This window comes from Arthrobacter sp. Leaf337, from assembly GCF_001423745.1.
Classification (GTDB): Bacteria; Actinomycetota; Actinomycetes; order Actinomycetales; family Micrococcaceae; genus Arthrobacter.
Genome location: NZ_LMPC01000023.1, coordinates 157908 through 174400 on the forward strand (window position 1 = coordinate 157908; position 16493 = coordinate 174400).

Here is a 16493-nt window from a genome sequence, read left to right on the forward strand (position 1 = left end):
TTCTCCACGGGAAAAGGGAATCATGCGCAGGCTCCTGGCTGCCGTACTGCTTGTCCTGCTCGGCCTGCTCTGCGGTTCTGCCGCCGCCGCCCTGGCGGAGCCGCCGGTTGAGTTCGTGGTGGAGGACCGCGCGGGCGTGCTGGACCGCAGCCGGCTGGTCCCGGCGGTGGAAGCCATCGACTTCTACGAACCCACCCGCGTTGCCGTCTTCACCTACCGCGGTGCGGCGGCGGACAACCTCAACGAGGAAGTCCTTCGCTTCGCCCGCGCCGAACATCCGGAATGGATCAGCACGGACGGCCAGAAATGGGCGGATGGTCTCTTCATCTTCGCCTTGGATCCGGTAGGCCGCCATGTGGGCACGTACATGGGCGAGGACCGCAAGGTGTCCCTGGAACAGCGGGAGGAAATCCAGAACGCTTCCAAGGATCTACTGCGGGATGCCCAGTGGACCGACGGCACAATCGCCGGCATCCGGCGCGGAGCGGAATTGATCAACCAGCCCTGGTACCGGTCAGCGGCGTTCCTGGTCACGGCCTGGAGCGCCGTGGCAGCGGCTGTCCTTGGCGCCGCCACCTGGCTGATTGTGCGATGGCGGACCAGGGTGGACAGCCGCCGGGAACTCGCCCGCGGGGACGCCAGCTACGCCAACGTGAGCATGGACTTACAAGTCACCGAGCTGAACGCCGGCACCATCCCGGAGTCCTCACGGTACGGCAGCACCGTCCTGGAGAAGCACCGCACTTTCCTGGCCAAGTACAACGCGGCCACCCAGCTGTCCAACCAGGCGCACGCGCTGACTCCACGGGCCATGGGACGGCGGCCCAACCTGAAGCTGGCACGGAATTATGCCGACGCGTCTGCGGAACTGGATGCGCTCGATGACGTCATAGCCGACACCAACGCCCTGCTGAACCGCGGATCGGCGTGGGCACCTGCGTGGGACCGGCAGCTGGCGCCGTTCCGCAGCGACCTGGCCGCCATCGAACAGATGCTCAGCAAGCGCCATGCCGAGGGCGACTCGGCGACAGCTGCGGCGCTCCGGTCCTTCCGCGAGCAGAGCCAACGTGACATCGAGCGCTGGTCGGCCGAACTCGCCGAGGGCACCATCAGCCCCGAAACTGCCCTGGACCGGTTGCGTGATGCCCGGACGCACCTGACCGAACTGCTGAAGAACCACGCGGACACAGTGATCGCAGGCTTCACGAAGAACGAGCGGGAAGCCAAAATGATGCGCGAGGAAATGGAAAACGCCCAGGCGGGCACCAAGGCCAAGCACGGCCGCGCTTACGAGCCCAGCATCCTGGGCACGGTCTATCCGTCGTATTACTTTTTCTCGGTCCCGGCCTTCAATACCGGATTCAGCACAGGCGTGGGCAGCGTCAGCTCGGCCCGCGGCGGCGGCAGCACCACCGGCTATGGCGCCAGTGGCGGCAGTTTTTCCGGGTCCGGGAGTTCGTCCAGTTTCTAGGCACAGGGCTGCCGGCGGGCGGCCGGCTGCGTTCCGCCATGGGGTCTCGACAAGAATCCGGGATCGGAGGAAGCTGGGCATCGTAAGACGATCGCTACATCGGTTCGCCGCATGGGTTCAGGCCTGGCAAGCCGACTCCGCTGGCCGGTCGCCGTTGCGGCCCGGACAGCCCCATCCGCAATTCTGATTGATGGAGAGAGCCATGACCACGAATGTTGTCGCTCAACTCGCAGTTAAGTCCCACAATTCTCCGGACGAACAGCGCCGCCCCGATAAGACGGAAGTGGATCTTGTATCCGTCGACGCCTACACCATCGGAAGATTCAAATTTGAACCCGGCTGGCGCTGGTCCGAGTGCATCAAGCCCGTCGTAAAGACCGAGTCATGCCAGCTCAGCCATGTCGGTTTTTGCGTTTCCGGCAAACTCGTGGTCCAGACCTCTGACGGCAACCAGATCAACATCGCCGCTCATGATTCCTACAGCATCCCGCCAGGCCATGACGCGTGGGTCGAAGGCGACGAACCCTTCACCGGGGTGGAGTTCGTCAGCGCCGCGGTGTTCGCCAAGTCCCCCGAGTAACCGGCCGCGCCGAAGCAACCGGGCGCGAAACAGCCCGGTTGGCTGCGGGCCGGTTGGCTGCGGGGCCACTACCGCGGGTTCACTGCTGCGGGTGGATCCTGTCAATCACGAAGTCCCCGCCGGGGATGACAGTGGTTTGATGGCCGTCGTCGAATCGCACCACATACGGCGGCGCTCCATCAGCGCCGTGAACCTCAACGATCTGGCCGTGCCGCTCCGACGATCCGACCGTCTTGCCCCGGATAGTGATCCGGTCTCCCTGGGTTGCCTTCATGGCAATCACCTCCAAGAACCAGAGTACGAGTCTCGGGGCGGGGATAACAGGGCCGTTGCGCACTGGAAGTTCGAGGGTGTACGGCCGGGGATACGACTGAACTGACCTTGGCACGGGACCGAGGGGGAACGGCTATGGCGGAGGAAAAACCCAACAACTGGTGGGCTACGCTGCCCGGCCTGCTGACCGCTGCAGCAGCTGTGATCACCGCTGTGACGGGGCTGCTGCTCGGGATGGGGCAACTGGGGATGTTCGACGCCGGCCGTCCCGCCGCCTCGACGGCGAGCGCCTCCGGCATGGGTTCCCCGGCCGCTTCCACCGGCGCCTCACAGCCGGGCGCTGGTGCGTCGACGTCCGCCCCCGGGTCCGGCACAGGTAACAGCGCGGAATGGAAGGTAGCCCTGCCAGCCGAACGCACGTACCGGGCCGCCGACGTCGAATATGAAATTCTCAACGCCAGTGCGCGCCCCGATGTGTCCGGCAAAATCGCACTGACCCTCACGCTCAGGTGCACCAACCACGGCCGGTATGACCTGAACTTCTGGGACTCAACGTTCAGGCTGAACGTCGGTGGCGTCAGTTACTCCCCCGATCCCGGCCTGAACGAGTTGGTCGCGGGCGATTCGAGCAAGTCGGGTGGCGTCCGCTTCACCCTTCCGGCGGACACCCGCGACGCGCTGCTGCGCATCAAATTCGCGGAAGGCGAGAGCACGGCTCAGCTCACCATCTCGCCGCCCTGAGGGACCCGCGTGCCCCGTTGTGCCACGAATACGCGGAAGGCCGGCGACCTGCTGCCCCCAAGACAGCTGATCGCCGGCCATCTCGCCCGCTTGAGGAGGCGGCGGGGAGGCTAGGCTCCGGCGCGGACGAAGGTCACGCCGCCGGTGGCCGTCAGCCAGGACAGCGGGTGCGTGACGGTGGCGTTTACGCCGTTCATTCCGCCGCTGATCACCTGGCCGTCGCCGATGTAGATGCCGACGTGGCCGGACTGCACCACCATGTCGCCGGGCTGGGGCTCCCCCACCACGGAGCCATAGTTCATAAACTGCATGGGTCCCAGGTCGCCGACCGGAATGCCGGCTGAGCCAAGGGCCTTTTCCACCATGGCGGTGCAGTCCTGGGTGATGCCCAGCTGCGCGTAGGCGGCAGAAACCATGGCGGCGTTGACACCGCCGGCAACAGGCGCCGGGGCGGGAGCGGGCACCGCAGCCTGGACCTGCACGGAAACAGCAGGAGCGGCAGGCGCCGGAGCCGCCGCGGGGGCTGCCGCCACTGCCGGGACGGGCTCTTCGACCGGTACCTCCACGGGGGCGGGCGTGGTGCTGACGTCCGGACGCTCGTAGCTGATCCTGACATGGGAATCAGCGCTGAGCGGGGCACCCACTTCGGCATTGATGTCGGGGGCCGTCGCCGGAGCTGAGTCACGTTCCGCCGGGGCTTCAGCGGCCTGGGCCGCCATGCCGCTGGACAGGACCAGGCCCGAGGCAGCGGCAATGACCGCAGCCTGCCGGCCGGCCCTGCTCCGGCCCCCGGCCGATGTGGACCCGGAGCGCCCCGTGGGCGCGGTTGACCGATGATGAGCGGGCAGTTTGCGTGAAAGCATGAATTAACCTCTCCCGATGCCTGCGAGGTTAGCTGTCGGATTCGGATGGGAGACACCCGGCCGCAGCGCCCTTCCGCGTTGCGGATGGCGTGCGGCTTCACCCCGAAGACCAGCACGAACTCTGCCGGTCAAAAGTGGTTTCCCCGTCCCTGCCGGATGGTTTCGATCGGATCCCGGACCGCGGCAGGGTTAGGCAATCCGCCCGGGAGTGCCGGTATCTGAGACAACGGGCACCGTTCCACCGTACGCGGGCCACCGTTGGGATGTCACATCAAGGTAACGGGGCCGTCGGGCCCTCCCCCGGCACCGCTGCGGCCCGGCTCGCGCGGCTACAAGCAGGTAGCGGCACGCCACATATACTTGGATCTGCGGTTTGTCAAATTCGAGTGTTTTCCATTGACGCCGCGAGGCGTAGTCTACGTGCATGTTCTTGCGGGGGGACTCACACGCCTGGAGGAATCATGCGTTGGTCAAATCGTTCTGTCCACAACCAGCCACGTCATGTCGCGGAACACCCAGAGCCTACGGCCGGGGGTAGGCACGGCCGGCGTTGGGTCGCCATCCTGGGAGCGCTGTTGCTGGCTGTCAGCACGGTGGTGGGTGTCGCCGGCACATCGAAGGCCGCGGGGCCGACCATCGTCAGCCTGACGTTCGACGACGGCCTCGGCAGCCAGCTGGCCGCCGCGCAGGAGCTGAAAGCCCACGGTCTGGTGGGAACCTTCTTCATCACCACGTCCTTTGTGGACCAGTCCGGGTTCCTGACCCGGGCGAACCTGCAGACTCTGGCCGCCGACGGCAACGAGATCGCCGGCCACAGCGTAACCCATCCGGACATGACAACGCTCAGCGCAGCGGCCGCGAGCGCGGAGGCCTGCAACAGCAAGTCGACCCTCGAAGGCTGGGGCTTCACCGTCCGCAACTTCGCCTACCCCTTCGCTGCGGTGAATGCCACGGCCCAGTCCGCAGTCAGCGGCTGCGGTTACGCCAGTTCCCGGGGCCTCGGCGACATACGCTCTCCTGCCAGCTGCGCCGACTGCCCTGTGGCCGAAACGCTACCGCCGCAGGAACCCATGGTCACCAGGGCTCCGGACCAGGTGGCCGCCACGTGGAGCCTGGCGGACCTGCAGGCTACCGTCACCAACGCCGAGACAACCGGCGGTTGGCTGCAGCTGACCTTCCACGAGATCGCCAACGGAACGGACCCGTCCCTGTCGATCAGCCCCGCACTGTTCAAGGAATTCGTCACGTGGCTTGCCGCGCGGACAGCAAACGGTACGACGTCGGTCCGCACAGTCGCACAGGCATTGGGCCAGTCCCCGGTATCGTCCCCGTCGCCTTCCCCCTCCCCGTCTCCCTCGCCTTCCCCCTCCCCCTCCCCGTCTCCATCGCCCTCTCCGTCCCCTTCGCCGTCGGGCTCGTTCACGGACGTCCCGGCGAACGCACAGTTTTTCACGGAGATCAGCTGGCTCGCATCGCAGGGGATTTCCACCGGCTGGATTGAAGCCAACGGAACCAGCACGTACCGTCCGGCGCTCGCCGTCAACCGCGATGCCATGGCAGCATTCATGTACCGTCTCGCCGGAAGTCCGGCATTTACACCACCCGGCACCTCCCCATTTGTCGACGTCACGCCACAGACCCAGTTCTACAAGGAAATCGCGTGGCTCTCGTCGAGTGGTATCTCCACCGGCTGGGACGAAGGCAACGGCGCCAGGTCGTACCGGCCGCTGCAGACAGTGAACCGCGACGCGATGGCTGCCTTTATGTACCGCTTCGCCAGCAGCCCGGCCTACAACGCACCGGCCGCTTCCCCGTTCACTGACCTTCGCCCGCAGACGCAGTTCTACAAGGAGATCACCTGGCTCGCGTCAATGAACATCTCCACCGGCTGGGACGAAAGTAACGGCACCAAGACGTTCCGTCCCGTCCAGCCGGTGAGCAGGGAGGCCATGGCGGCCTTCATGTACCGCTACAACACCGCCTTCCCGCGGTAGGAACCGGCATGAAGCGGAATACTAGGTGAGACACTATTGCGTGGCGATCTGCCAGCTGAGCGATCAGCCGCAGGAGGACTTCGACGTCAATACCGAGCTCCTGATCCTTGAGGGCAAGGAGCTTCATGTGGCGACGTGGGACGCGGAGCCGCGGGACGGCGGCTTCGACGTCCTGGTCCTCAACGACCGCGTCAGCGCCCTCGGGTTCATGGTGGTGACGGACTGGGAGTTCCTGGAGGGCAAGGCCTACGCGGTGGTGGAGCGCCGGGCCGGCGGCTGAGGGGCGTCCGCCCGCGACAGCTCGGCTGCCCGCCTCAGCCACGGATCCGGAGCCCCCGCCCAGCGGTCCAGCACAACGTCCGCCCGTACCCTCGCCTGTCCTTCCAGGCCTGCGAGCAAGGGACGGACGACGTCGGTTGCGAGGGGGTCCGCCAGCTCACCCAGCTGCGCCTCCCGCACAAAGCCCTCGATCCGGGTGAGGTCGGAGTTGTCCAAAAGGGCAACACGGGACTGCAGCAGGACAACCGCCGCCAGCCGGCGTTCGAAGACGGGCGCCGACCACAGCTCGGTGCTGAGCGCGGTAATGTCATCGTGTGTGAGGTCCCGGTGGCGGCGCAGCATGTCGCGGATGGTCCCCCGCACAGCGCCCACGGAGGCGCCGTAGTACTGAAGCCCGTCGCCCAGCCGGGCTTGTGCTTCTTCTGCCCGGAGCCAGGAGCTCTCGCGCTGCAGCGAGGCATCCACGAAGTCACAGGCGTCGGTCATCCCACTATTCTGCCGTTCCCGCAGGCGGAGGATCGAACTCCCGAAGGCGTTCTGTGCGGTATAGCTGGAGCAGCCGCAACGGAATGCCGTCGTCGTGTAGTCCTCCGGTACTGCGGCGTGAGATGCTCGGTCCCATGCGTGAACTGGTCGTTCTCGGCACCGCGTCGCAGGTTCCCACGCGGAACCGCAACCACAACGGGTACCTGCTTCGCTGGGACGGCGAGGGCATGCTCTTCGATCCCGGCGAAGGCACCCAGCGGCAGATGATCCACGCCGGCGTCTCAGCCAGCCAGGTGACGCGGATCTGCCTGACGCACGTTCACGGGGACCACTGCCTCGGACTTCCGGGCGTACTGTCGCGAATGGTGCTCGATGGTGTGCAGCACCCGGTGGACCTTCATTTTCCGGTCTCCGGCACCGAGGTGGTCCGCGCCCTCGTGTCCCTCGCCTCCCCCGGCCTCGAACTGCGGCTGCACCCGCACTCCGCACCGGGGCCGATCGCGCCCGGCCTGGAGGTGCGGCCCTTGCGGCATCGTATTGAGACTTTCGGCTACCGGCTAGTCGAGCCCGCCGGCCGCACACTGCTGCCCGATCGGCTGGCGGCGGCGGGGATCTCGGGAAGAGACGTCACGCGGCTGCAACGGGAGGGAAACCTCCACGGGGTACGGCTGGAAGACGTGAGCGTTCCGCGCCCCGGCCAGAGCTTCGCGTTCGTGATGGATACCGCGGAATGCGACGGCGCCGGGGAGCTCGCCGAAGGCGTGGACCTCCTCGTGGCGGAGTCAACGTTCAGCGACGACGACGCCGGGCTGGCCTCCCGGTATCTTCACCTCACCGCCGGGCAGGCCGGCGATCTGGCGTCCGCTGCCGGGGCCGGAATGCTGGTCCTCACGCATTTCTCGTCCCGGTACGGGGACGTCAGCGTGTTGGCGGAACAGGCCGGTGCCCGCGCAGGCCGGGCCACCGTCGTCGCCGCAGAGGACCTGGACAGGATTCCCCTGCCCAGGCGGGAGCGGGCTTCCTGGAGTACGGGCGGGGCTCGGCCCGCGATTGGTACGCCGCGCCCGTTCCCTGCACCGTCAGTAGACGAAGATGTCGATCCAGGCGCGGTTGTGGGCATGCAGCAGGACCAGGAACAGCACGAAATCGAACAGCAGGTGCACGGCCACGATGTAGGACAGTGACTTTGTCCGGGTGAAGATGAACGCCTGGAGCAGGGCGAAGGGAAAGATGAACACCGGCGCCCAGGCGTGGAACCCCAGTTCCCAGAGGAAGGACGTGAACAGGACGGCCTGCAGCACGTTGGCCTGGGCCAGCGGCAGGTGCCGGCGCAGGAGGATAAAAACGGTGCAGATAAAGAAGAGCTCATCCCAGATCCCCAGCACGTTGGTGCCCAGGAAAAGCCGGAAGATCCCCTCCGGGTCGGACACCGCGGGCCAATTGCTGTAGACACCGGTGTTGACCATATACGCCGGAAGCACCGCGTAACCCATCACGACGACGGCGGCCAGGTACCATTTCTCCGCACGAGTCCAGGGGTGGCCGGTGAGCACAGGAAACTTAACCGCATGGTCCTTGTAGACAAAGCGCGAAACTGTGTAAGGAACGCCGACCGCGAGGATCATGGCCGTGCCCATGACGAGCATATGTTCGGTGCTGATGTCCGTGGTGATCGGCACCAGGCTGATGGCCACGAGCCCGGCGGCGATCAGGGCCAGGTCGCGCAGGAGCGCACGGTCGATCAGTCCCGCCGTGATGAGGGCCAGCGCCAGGAGGCCGTACCCCGCGATTTTCTGTTCCAGGACGAACAGGACAAAGCCGGAGAGCGACACCAGTGCCGCCGGGAGCAGTTTCATCGACATGCCGCTGCGGACGCTGACTCCGGCTCCTGCTCCCGTTCCGGCCCCGGGCGAACGGTTAGACATACTTGCTAAACCAGGCCAATGTGTCGTTCCAGGCGGCGGTGGCCTGGGTCTCGTTGTAGCGCTCGCCGGTGTCGTTGTGGAACGCATGGTCGACGCCGGGATACACCTTCAGCTCGTGCCGGACATCAGTGGCGGCAAGGGCATCGCGGAAAGCCGGCATCGCCCCGGTGATGCGGTCATCAAGTTCAGCGTAGACGCCAAGGACGGCCGGTTTGATGGCCGGGACCTTCTCCAAATCCGGGGCGGGCCCGTAAAACGCCGAGGTGGCCTTCAGCCCCGACAGTTCCGTCGCCGCCTGCCAGGTGATGCCGCCGCCGAAGCAGTAGCCCGTCATGGCAATCCGCCCGGAATCGACGAAGTCCTGTGCGTTCAGGTAGTCGAAGGCTGCCGAGAAGTCCCCGACGTGGCGCTTCGCTCCGGCCTGGGTCAGTGCGCCCGGGACGGCGTCCCGGTCCAGGCTCGCCGTTCCTCCCTCCCTGCTCAGCAGGTCCAGGGCCAGGGCAGCGTAGCCTGCTTTGGCGAAGCGTCGTGCCACGTCCTGGATGTGCGGGGTCAGCCCGCGGTTTTCATGGCAGATGAGCACGGCGGGTCCGGGCTTGCCGCCTTCCGGCCGGGCAAGGTAGGCGCTGATGTCGGTACCGCCGGCAGGGAACCGCACGGTTGCGGTGACCAAGCCGGGAGCGCCCTCGGGAACGGACAGCGGGCTCTTGGCGCCGGGCACCGCGCCTGGGGATGCCGTGCTTGTGCCGGTGCCGTTCGACGCCGCGGACGGGGTGGGCGTCGGCATCGGATCGGTGCTGCGCGGAAGCTCCTGCGGCGTGCAGCCCACCAGTGCCATGGCGGCCGCAGCAGCGGCCATGCTCCCGGTGATGAACGCCACCCGTCGCGTGAACGTGTGCCGGCTCATGGCACCGGCACGGTAATCGTCGAAGAATTCCTCGATCAGGTATTTCTCAAATTTGCCGAGTTGCTGGGTCATGGAGAGCCTCCTGCCGTTTGCCAATTATCCTCCCCTGCGGTCAATCCTGGGGCAAGGGCCCGCTGGGTTTGCCGCAGGATTGACCGCAGCGCTGTGGCTCCGGGCGTTGCCCTAGAACGGGTTGAGCAGCCGGTCCACGCGTCCGCGCCGCCCGCCGGCGTCGAGCCGGATGGCGTGGTGGACCCGGAGCCGGCAAGGGCAAGGGCTGCAGCTGCCATGAGGCCGATGGCGGAAAGACGTGTGCGCTTCATGATGAACCTTCGTCCTGTAGCCGGAAGGGCTCGCCAGCTGCACCGCAGGCCGGCAGTCCACCTCCGACGATTCAACATCTGCCTTGGGGAGAACAGATGCCCCGCGGGTTAGGCTCATGCCATGTCGCCCGATCGCTACCTCGCCGAGCTGGCCCGCTTCCTCGAACGCCTCACCGAGCTCGCCCGCCAGCCAGACGACGTGTTGTCCCGTCCGGTACCGGCCTGCCCAGGGTGGACGCTGGAACAGCTATTCGGGCACCTTGGCTCCATCGAACGCTGGGCGGCCGCGGTGGTTCGTGGCGGGAAATACGTCGAGGAACCGGCGCCGCCGGCCACAGGTGCGGCCGCCTGGTTCATCGAGGGCGCCGAACCGTTCCTCGCGACGATGACGTCCGTGGATCCCGGGGCACAGTGCTGGAACTTCGGACCGCCGCCGCGTACGGCAGGCTTCTGGCTCCGGCGCCAGGCGCACGAGCACGCCATCCACCTCATCGACGCCTGCCAGGCGTCCGGACGGGCGGCGCCGGCTTTGAGCGAGGACTTCATGATCGACGGCGTTGCCGAGGTCCTGGCGATGTTCACCCCGCGCCAAGTGAGGCTGGGCCGGATGCGGCCGCAGGAGCAGGCAGTTTCGTTCCGTGTGCCCGGCCTTCGTGTGCCCGGCGCGGGAAGCTGGACGGTGGGCAGCGGCACCGCTGCGGCATCCGTCACCGCGGCGCTACCGGACATGTACCTCGGCCTCTGGGGCCGGTCCAGCCTGCAGGAGACGGCAGCCATCGACGGTGACGCAGGCCTCGCGCTTCGTGTTCTGCGGGAGCCTCTTACGCCGTAAGGCGGACAAGCGCCCAAGGCAACCAGCCGCCGTCGTGCGCCGGTTCAGACCCGTGACTGCAGGCTTGCCACGCGGCGGAGCCTGCGCCTGCGCACCGCCCTGCTGACCCGGCCCTGAACCATCAGCAGTCGGGGAACGGCAAAGTAGACGGCCGTGGGGACCACCACCAGGGTCAGGACGAAGGCGCGAAGGACCGGTGGCCATTCCGGCGCGACGATTCCCAACAGGTACATTCCCTGCGCCGCCATGGGAAAGATCGCCACCCAGGTGATGAATGCCCTGGTGTGCATGGACGCCAGGCCCGGGGGTCGATGATGGTGCCCGTCCGTCTCATCTGCCGCACTCGGGCGGCAGCTCGTGACGGCATTGGAGGACCTCCCCGTGGTGGGCTCGGGTCCTGAGGCCGTTGCCGACTTCGCGGGGAGGTACTTCGATTTCTCGACAAGCTTTCCCAGCCTGGCCCGGCTGACGTTCTGGGAAGGGCTGGAGCGCGGCGATCCCATTGACGCCGAACGGCGGGCGCTGCTGGCAGCGAACAAGGCTGCTGAGATCCGCCGCGCGCTCCCGGCCATCAGTGAGGCGGCGGCCGAAGACCTGCTGTTGACCATCGTGACGCTGTGCCACGCCTGGGTCGCCGTCCCGAACGTGCGTGCTGTGATCACCCGACGGCGGACGGGGTACGCCGGCGCACGTCGATCGTGCGGACTGTTGAGCTGCTCTCCCGGGACGTCGAGAGCATGGGACCACTTAGCTACTGACGAGCCGGGCCTTCTTGGATATGCTCAGGGTCTCACGGGCCATTGGCCCACCCGCCCCGACGCTTCGGCCAGGGCCGAAAGACTGCCGGGCTGAGCAGAGAGGCCAGCCGTGGACTTTGCAGCGGACTTTACGCAATCGCTTGACCCGTTTCCCCAGTACCGGGCGATGAGGGAGAGTGCATCCGTCTTCCAGGACCAGCAATCCGGGAGCTGGCATGTCTTCCGGTACGACGACGTACAGCGGGTGCTGTCCGAACATGCCACCTTCTCCTCAAGGATGGGCGGGGACGATCCGTCGGAGACAGGCCAGCTGTTTGCGGCGAGCCTGATCACCACGGATCCGCCCCGGCACCGGCAACTGCGCTCGCTGGTGACCCAGGCGTTCACACCGAAAGCAGTGGATGCGTTGGCTCCCCGCATCTCAGCCCTGACGGACGAGTTGCTGGACGGGATCGTTGGTGCCGGCACTGCCGACCTGATTGAGGGATTGGCCTACCCGCTGCCGGTGATCGTCATTGCGGAGCTCATGGGTGTGCCCCCGGAGGACCGCGACCGTTTCAAGCAGTGGTCCGATGTCATCGTCAGCCAAACGAGGTCCGGGGCGGCGGATGCCGACCACCACGCCACCAACGTTGAGATGACCGGGTACTTCCTGGACCTGATCGAACAGCGCCGGATGCAGCCCGGAAACGACCTGATCAGCAACTTGCTCTCGGCCGAGATTGACGGGCAGAAACTCAGCGTGGCCGAATTGCTGGGCTTCTGCAGCCTGCTTCTGGTGGCCGGCAACGAAACAACCACCAACCTGATCGGCAACGCTGTGCTTTGCTTCACCGAAGTGCCGGGAACCATCGAACGGCTCCTCGCCGAGCCGCAGCTGCTGCCGCAGGCGATCGAGGAAGTGCTGCGGTACCGTTCACCGGTCCAGTCCATGTACCGGGTCGCTGCTGCCGATACCGCTTTGGGCGATGTTCAGATTTCAGCCGGCGCTCCGCTGGTGGCGTGGATCGGATCGGCGAACCGCGACGAGCGGCACTTCACGGAACCTGACCAGTTCGACATCGATCGTGGCCCTTCCCGGCATCTCGCGTTCGGCCAGGGCATTCACTTTTGCCTTGGCGCCCCTCTTGCCAGGCTTGAAGCCAGAATCGCGCTGGAGGCCATCCTGTCGCGGCTGCCCGGCTTGGCGGTTACCGAAGGGACGCGACTTGAGCGGATGGACAGCACCATCGTCTACGGACTCAAGGAGTTGCCGGTGACGTGGGAGGCGGGCTGAGGGTGCTGATCGCCATCAGCACCCGGCCGGAGGCATACTAAGGTATGAGCGACGCCGACGACTTCCTGATCTGGGTGAAGTCCTCGCTGCATGCGGCGGAACTGGCCCTCCATAACGGCGACTCGGCCCCGCGCCGGGCGCTTTGGTCCCGGCACGAGCCTGTGAGCATCCTGGGCGCGTGGCGGAATGCGTTTGGGCAGCAGGAGGTGGACGAGGCCTTCGCTGTCCTCGAGAGAGCCTTCTCCAACTGCACGTCCTACACTTTCGAACTGCAGGCCTACGACGTGGTCGGCGCCATGGCCTATACCGCCGGCTTGGAGCATATTTCCACCTCCGTCGACGGTCAGCCACGCAGTTACACCCTCCGCGCCACCCAGATCTATCGCCGCGAGGACGGCGAGTGGAGGGTGGCGCATCGGCACGCCGACACCGTGAACGGGTGACGATGATGTGTTTCTCGGCTGCCTTGGACCGCTGGCGGCACACAGGGCACCGCTGGCGGCACACAGGGTGAGGAGAAGGCCGTGACCGGAGGAACGAGGCATAGCGGACCGCACTGGCGGCGAGTGATGGCGGCCCTCGCCAACAACGACGCGCGGACCGTTTACGCCCGGATAGTGCTAGGCACCAAACTCCCCGAAGCTGTCCCTGATCTGAAGGATCAGCGACGCAACCGTGCCGTCGACGCCCTTCTTGAGTCCGGGCTCGTTGACCGGAACGCGGCCGGTGAACTGGTGGCGTCCGAGGCGGTCTTCCGTGACCTTCTCACGCAACAACCCCGGCGGCAGCCGGAGACGGGCGTGGCCCGGTTTATGCGTTTGGGCAGGATCGAGAGGTATCCGGCCAACAAGGCGGAGCGACGGTACCTCCTGACCTGGATCGTCGGCGATGCCATCAAAGCCGGCGAAGACCTCACAGAAAAACAGGTCAATGAACGACTTCTCAGTTATACCGACGACGTCGTGTTGCTTCGTCGCTACATGGTCGACTTCGGCCTTCTGGAACGGACCCGCTCCGGGTCCTCGTATTCCCGGCCGAAAGAGACATAGTGCCCTTGTGCGGCAAGGGCTGCTGACGAATCCGGCAAATGCATCAAAGAATGTCAGTGCCTCCTGAGATGCTGTGGGTATGGACAGCAGCACGGCCTGGAGCGCGGAGAGCAGGGACGCCATGACGGCCGTCTCCGCTTCCGCGGCCGTCATGGCGTCGTCTTTCGGCGCCGGCGCGGAACGCGCCTGGGTGCCCGACGGCGGCCTGCCGCCGGAGGCCGATCCGCTGCGGGATGTGGCGGATGCGTGCCTGGACGGACTGGCCGAACTGGGCCGGCTGGAAGCCCGGACCGCCGCTTTGAAGGTAAGGCTTGCCGCGGACTACCTGCGGGCGGCCACGGCCCTGACGCCGCCGGCGTTATCCCCTCAGGACTGCACCGCCCAGGAGATGGCCACCGTTGCCGAGCTCGCCTGCGTCCTGACCGTCACTGAACGCGCTGCCGGCGCCCTCCTGTCCGACTCCCTGACACTGACCACGGCGCTGCCGCTGACGCTGGCTGCCCTGCAGACCGGGACGATTTCCTGGCAGCACGCCCGGATCATCGTCGACGAAACCACCGGCCTGGATCCCGCCGGAGCGGCCGCCCTGGAAGCGCACTTCCTGGACCCGGACGCACCGAGCCCGGCCCGCGGGTGCCCGGCCGGGGACCTTGTCCCGTCCCGGTTCCGCGCCAAGGCCCGCACCTGGCGCGAACGCCACCACCGGGTCAGCATCGAAAAACGCCACACCAAGAGCGCAGCAGACCGGCGGCTCGAGTACCACCCGGACCGGGACGGCATGGCCTGGCTTTCGGCCTACCTCCCTGCCGACACCGCCGCAGGGATCTGGGAACGGAGCACCACCGCCGCCCGCGCCCTCCAAGGCCCGGACGAAACCAGGACCCTCACCCAGCTCCGCGCTGACGCCGCGGCCACCTGGCTCCTCACCGGCCACACCGCTGGCGAGCACCCCGGCGCGGCCGGCACCACCGGCGGAACGGCCGACGGCGGCACCGGGTTGGGCGGGAATGCGGCCAGGGGTGTCCCGTCGCCGCGGGCCCAGGTTCTTGTCACTGTCCCGGTCCTATCCCTCCTGGGGGCCACAGACGAACCGGCCATGCTCGACGGGTACGGCCCGATCCCGCCGTCCATGGCCCGCCGCCTGATCGCAGACGGCGCCGACTCCTTCTACCGCGTCCTGACGGACCCCCGCGACGGGGCGCCCTTGGAAATCGGACGGACCAGCTACCGCCTCACGAAAGCCCAACGTCAGTGGCTCCGGCTCCGCGACGGGAAATGCCCCTTCCCCGGCTGCAACAACCACTCCCTGGACAACGACGCAGACCACCTCCTGGCCTGGGCCGACGGCGGCACCACCGGAATCTCCAACCTCGGCCAGCCCTGCCCCAAACACCACCGCCTCAAACACAGCTCCGCCTGGACACCAACCGCAGCCAGCAAGAACAACCCGCCAGGATGGACCTCACCGTCAGGGCGCCATTACCCCAGCGAACACCAGGACTGGGAACCACCACACTGGCCACACCACATGGCGACAGTGGACGCACGCACGGATTTGGGGCCGCCCGCAGATCCAGAACATCGTCCCAACCCGGCACACAACGGCTATCTCATGCAGGAACCCTGCCTCGATTCCGAACCGGAGCTACCCCCGGACCCCTTCCCGGAATGGCACCTCTTCACGGCCGGGCATCGACTTCCCTCCGCGGACGCTGACGAGCACCCCAGGCCAGAGCCCTCGGAGGAGTTCCTCCCGGAGGCGTTCCTACTTCAGGGCGCCTGATCGGCAGTGTCCTGATTGACAGCGTGCTGCAGGATCCTTCACCCCTCAGGGGGCGTGAACTGGCTGGCGGTAAACTCCGCGCCTTGGGGGTCCCGGATTAGTGCCGTACGCGTCCACTTGGTCTCGTTCTGGCGAATGACTTGTGCGCCGAGTCGCTTGGCATCCGATACCGTCCGGTCCCGGTCAGCGACGGTGAATGAGACGTGCCAGTGCGGCGGTTCGTCGGGGGCCGCGGTCGCGATCCAGGCGATCGCGTCCTCGAAGCCGGGTGGGGCGACGAGCCCGGACTGCCTCGCCCTGATGTCCGGATCGACTGTCGCTTCAAGGTGGTCACCATAACCGGGCCTTCGGATCATTATCGCGAAACCAAGGTCGTCGACCTGCCAGTCGAACGCGCCCTGGTAGAACGCAATGGCCGCGCCGGGCTTGGCCGTGTGGAGGTCGCTGAAATTCCAGGCCCCTGGCAGATTGACCACTTGTGCCCCTAAGCGCCGTCTGGCCTGCCAGATGCGGAACTCGGCACCCTCCGGATCGGTCAGTGCCGCACTGCGTCCGCCTTCACCGGCATCTGCGGGGGCCAATCGCACCGTGGCACCGGCGGCGACCAGCCGCTGCACGGCGGCATCCGTGTCCTCGACGGCTATGTAGGTGCTCCACACAGCCGGACCCTCCTGGGCGCTGGCCATCCCGCCGACGTCCTGGCCGTCCAGCTTTGCTATCAAGTAACGGCCAGGCGCTCCCGACGGCATGACGTCCTCGAACGTCCAGCCAAAGAGTCCAGAGTAGAACTCGACGGCCGCCTCGACGTCAGGCTGCTCCGTGTCGATCCAACTTGGGACGCCGTGCGGGTAGGTCCGTTCGGTCATATCTGGCTCCCGTCCATGGACAAAGCCTAACGAGGCAGGATCCGGCCGGGTACCCCACATGGCCGGCGCGTTGGCGCCAGGGCGCAA

General features: G+C 66.7%; 19 protein-coding genes and 1 riboswitch. Of the genes, 12 read left to right on the forward strand and 7 right to left on the reverse strand.

From position 1 onward, the window contains the following. The first annotated feature begins 22 nt into the window (after positions 1–22). Both ASF98_RS15535 and ASF98_RS15540 read left to right on the forward strand, forming a co-directional pair. Positions 23–1471 carry a DUF5129 domain-containing protein gene (locus ASF98_RS15535; protein ID WP_055803414.1) on the forward strand — a complete coding sequence of 483 codons (1449 nt, stop codon included), beginning with the start codon at positions 23–25 and terminating at the stop codon, positions 1469–1471. Between the two features lie 202 nt (positions 1472–1673). Continuing rightward, a complete protein-coding gene (locus tag ASF98_RS15540; RefSeq protein WP_055803417.1) occupies positions 1674–2051 on the forward strand; it encodes a cupin domain-containing protein in 378 nt (125 codons plus the stop codon). A 79-nt stretch (positions 2052–2130) separates the two neighbouring features. On the opposite strand, the gene ASF98_RS15545 is transcribed toward ASF98_RS15540, so the two are convergent. Further along, positions 2131–2325, reverse strand: a complete 195-nt coding sequence (locus ASF98_RS15545) for a DUF1918 domain-containing protein (RefSeq protein ID WP_055803420.1) — start codon at positions 2323–2325, stop codon at positions 2131–2133. Between the two features lie 134 nt (positions 2326–2459). Here ASF98_RS15545 and ASF98_RS15550 point away from each other — a divergent pair, with 134 nt between their 5' ends. Next, positions 2460–3065, forward strand: a complete 606-nt coding sequence (locus ASF98_RS15550) for a hypothetical protein (RefSeq protein ID WP_055803422.1) — start codon at positions 2460–2462, stop codon at positions 3063–3065. 110 nt (positions 3066–3175) lie between these two features. Here ASF98_RS15550 and ASF98_RS15555 read toward each other — a convergent pair whose 3' ends face one another. Further along, positions 3176–3928, reverse strand: coding sequence for an NlpC/P60 family protein (locus ASF98_RS15555; protein WP_055803424.1), 753 nt, complete (start codon positions 3926–3928; stop codon positions 3176–3178). Positions 3929–3931: 3 nt separating this feature from the next. Beyond that, positions 3932–4124: riboswitch (cyclic di-AMP (ydaO/yuaA leader) on the reverse strand. A gap of 379 nt (positions 4125–4503) precedes the next feature. On the opposite strand from ASF98_RS15555, the gene ASF98_RS15560 reads away from it, so the two are divergent. Further along, positions 4504–5922: a polysaccharide deacetylase family protein gene (locus tag ASF98_RS15560; protein WP_055803427.1), complete on the forward strand. Its 1419-nt coding sequence runs from the start codon at positions 4504–4506 to the stop codon at positions 5920–5922. A gap of 40 nt (positions 5923–5962) precedes the next feature. After that, positions 5963–6202 (forward strand): hypothetical protein, encoded by a 240-nt coding sequence (locus tag ASF98_RS15565; RefSeq protein ID WP_055803430.1) that lies wholly within the window; start codon positions 5963–5965, stop codon positions 6200–6202. Here the strand turns inward: ASF98_RS15565 and ASF98_RS15570 are convergent. Further along, on the reverse strand, positions 6169–6687 hold the full coding sequence (locus ASF98_RS15570) for a DNA alkylation repair protein (protein WP_055803433.1): 519 nt from the start codon (positions 6685–6687) through the stop codon (positions 6169–6171). The genes ASF98_RS15565 and ASF98_RS15570 overlap by 34 nt on opposite strands. Positions 6688–6821: 134 nt before the next feature. Here ASF98_RS15570 and ASF98_RS15575 point away from each other — a divergent pair, with 134 nt between their 5' ends. Continuing rightward, entirely contained in the window at positions 6822–7871 is a 1050-nt protein-coding gene (locus ASF98_RS15575; RefSeq protein ID WP_082506893.1) for a ribonuclease Z, read from the forward strand. Here ASF98_RS15575 and ASF98_RS15580 read toward each other — a convergent pair. Then, the gene (locus tag ASF98_RS15580) at positions 7767–8612 is read right to left on the reverse strand and encodes a CPBP family intramembrane glutamic endopeptidase (protein WP_082506876.1); all 846 of its coding nucleotides are present in this window, start codon (positions 8610–8612) and stop codon (positions 7767–7769) included. The two genes, ASF98_RS15575 and ASF98_RS15580, sit on opposite strands and share 105 nt — an antisense overlap. Beyond that, positions 8605–9591 (reverse strand): dienelactone hydrolase family protein, encoded by a 987-nt coding sequence (locus ASF98_RS15585; RefSeq protein WP_055803443.1) that lies wholly within the window; start codon positions 9589–9591, stop codon positions 8605–8607. The genes ASF98_RS15580 and ASF98_RS15585 overlap by 8 nt, the downstream gene beginning before the upstream one ends. 372 nt (positions 9592–9963) lie before the next feature. Here ASF98_RS15585 and ASF98_RS15590 point away from each other — a divergent pair, with 372 nt between their 5' ends. Continuing rightward, a complete protein-coding gene (locus ASF98_RS15590) occupies positions 9964–10674 on the forward strand; it encodes a maleylpyruvate isomerase family mycothiol-dependent enzyme (protein ID WP_055803446.1) in 711 nt (236 codons plus the stop codon). Between the two features lie 44 nt (positions 10675–10718). On the opposite strand, the gene ASF98_RS15595 is transcribed toward ASF98_RS15590, so the two are convergent. Continuing rightward, positions 10719–10964 (reverse strand): hypothetical protein, encoded by a 246-nt coding sequence (locus ASF98_RS15595; RefSeq protein ID WP_055803449.1) that lies wholly within the window; start codon positions 10962–10964, stop codon positions 10719–10721. A 67-nt stretch (positions 10965–11031) separates the two neighbouring features. On the opposite strand from ASF98_RS15595, the gene ASF98_RS15600 reads away from it, so the two are divergent. From ASF98_RS15600 to ASF98_RS15620, 5 genes are all read left to right on the forward strand, one after another. Beyond that, positions 11032–11526 (forward strand): hypothetical protein, encoded by a 495-nt coding sequence (locus ASF98_RS15600; protein WP_156372430.1) that lies wholly within the window; start codon positions 11032–11034, stop codon positions 11524–11526. A gap of 72 nt (positions 11527–11598) precedes the next feature. Continuing rightward, the gene (locus ASF98_RS15605; protein WP_082506894.1) at positions 11599–12708 is read left to right on the forward strand and encodes a cytochrome P450; all 1110 of its coding nucleotides are present in this window, start codon (positions 11599–11601) and stop codon (positions 12706–12708) included. A gap of 44 nt (positions 12709–12752) precedes the next feature. After that, positions 12753–13151: a nuclear transport factor 2 family protein gene (locus ASF98_RS15610; protein ID WP_055803459.1), complete on the forward strand. Its 399-nt coding sequence runs from the start codon at positions 12753–12755 to the stop codon at positions 13149–13151. Between the two features lie 81 nt (positions 13152–13232). Then, positions 13233–13757 (forward strand): DUF2087 domain-containing protein, encoded by a 525-nt coding sequence (locus ASF98_RS15615; protein WP_082506878.1) that lies wholly within the window; start codon positions 13233–13235, stop codon positions 13755–13757. A 79-nt stretch (positions 13758–13836) separates the two neighbouring features. Beyond that, positions 13837–15540, forward strand: a complete 1704-nt coding sequence (locus ASF98_RS15620; RefSeq protein ID WP_082506879.1) for an HNH endonuclease signature motif containing protein — start codon at positions 13837–13839, stop codon at positions 15538–15540. Between the two features lie 38 nt (positions 15541–15578). Here the strand turns inward: ASF98_RS15620 and ASF98_RS15625 are convergent, their stop codons facing one another. Beyond that, entirely contained in the window at positions 15579–16406 is an 828-nt protein-coding gene (locus tag ASF98_RS15625) for a VOC family protein (protein ID WP_055803463.1), read from the reverse strand. Positions 16407–16493 lie beyond the last annotated feature (87 nt).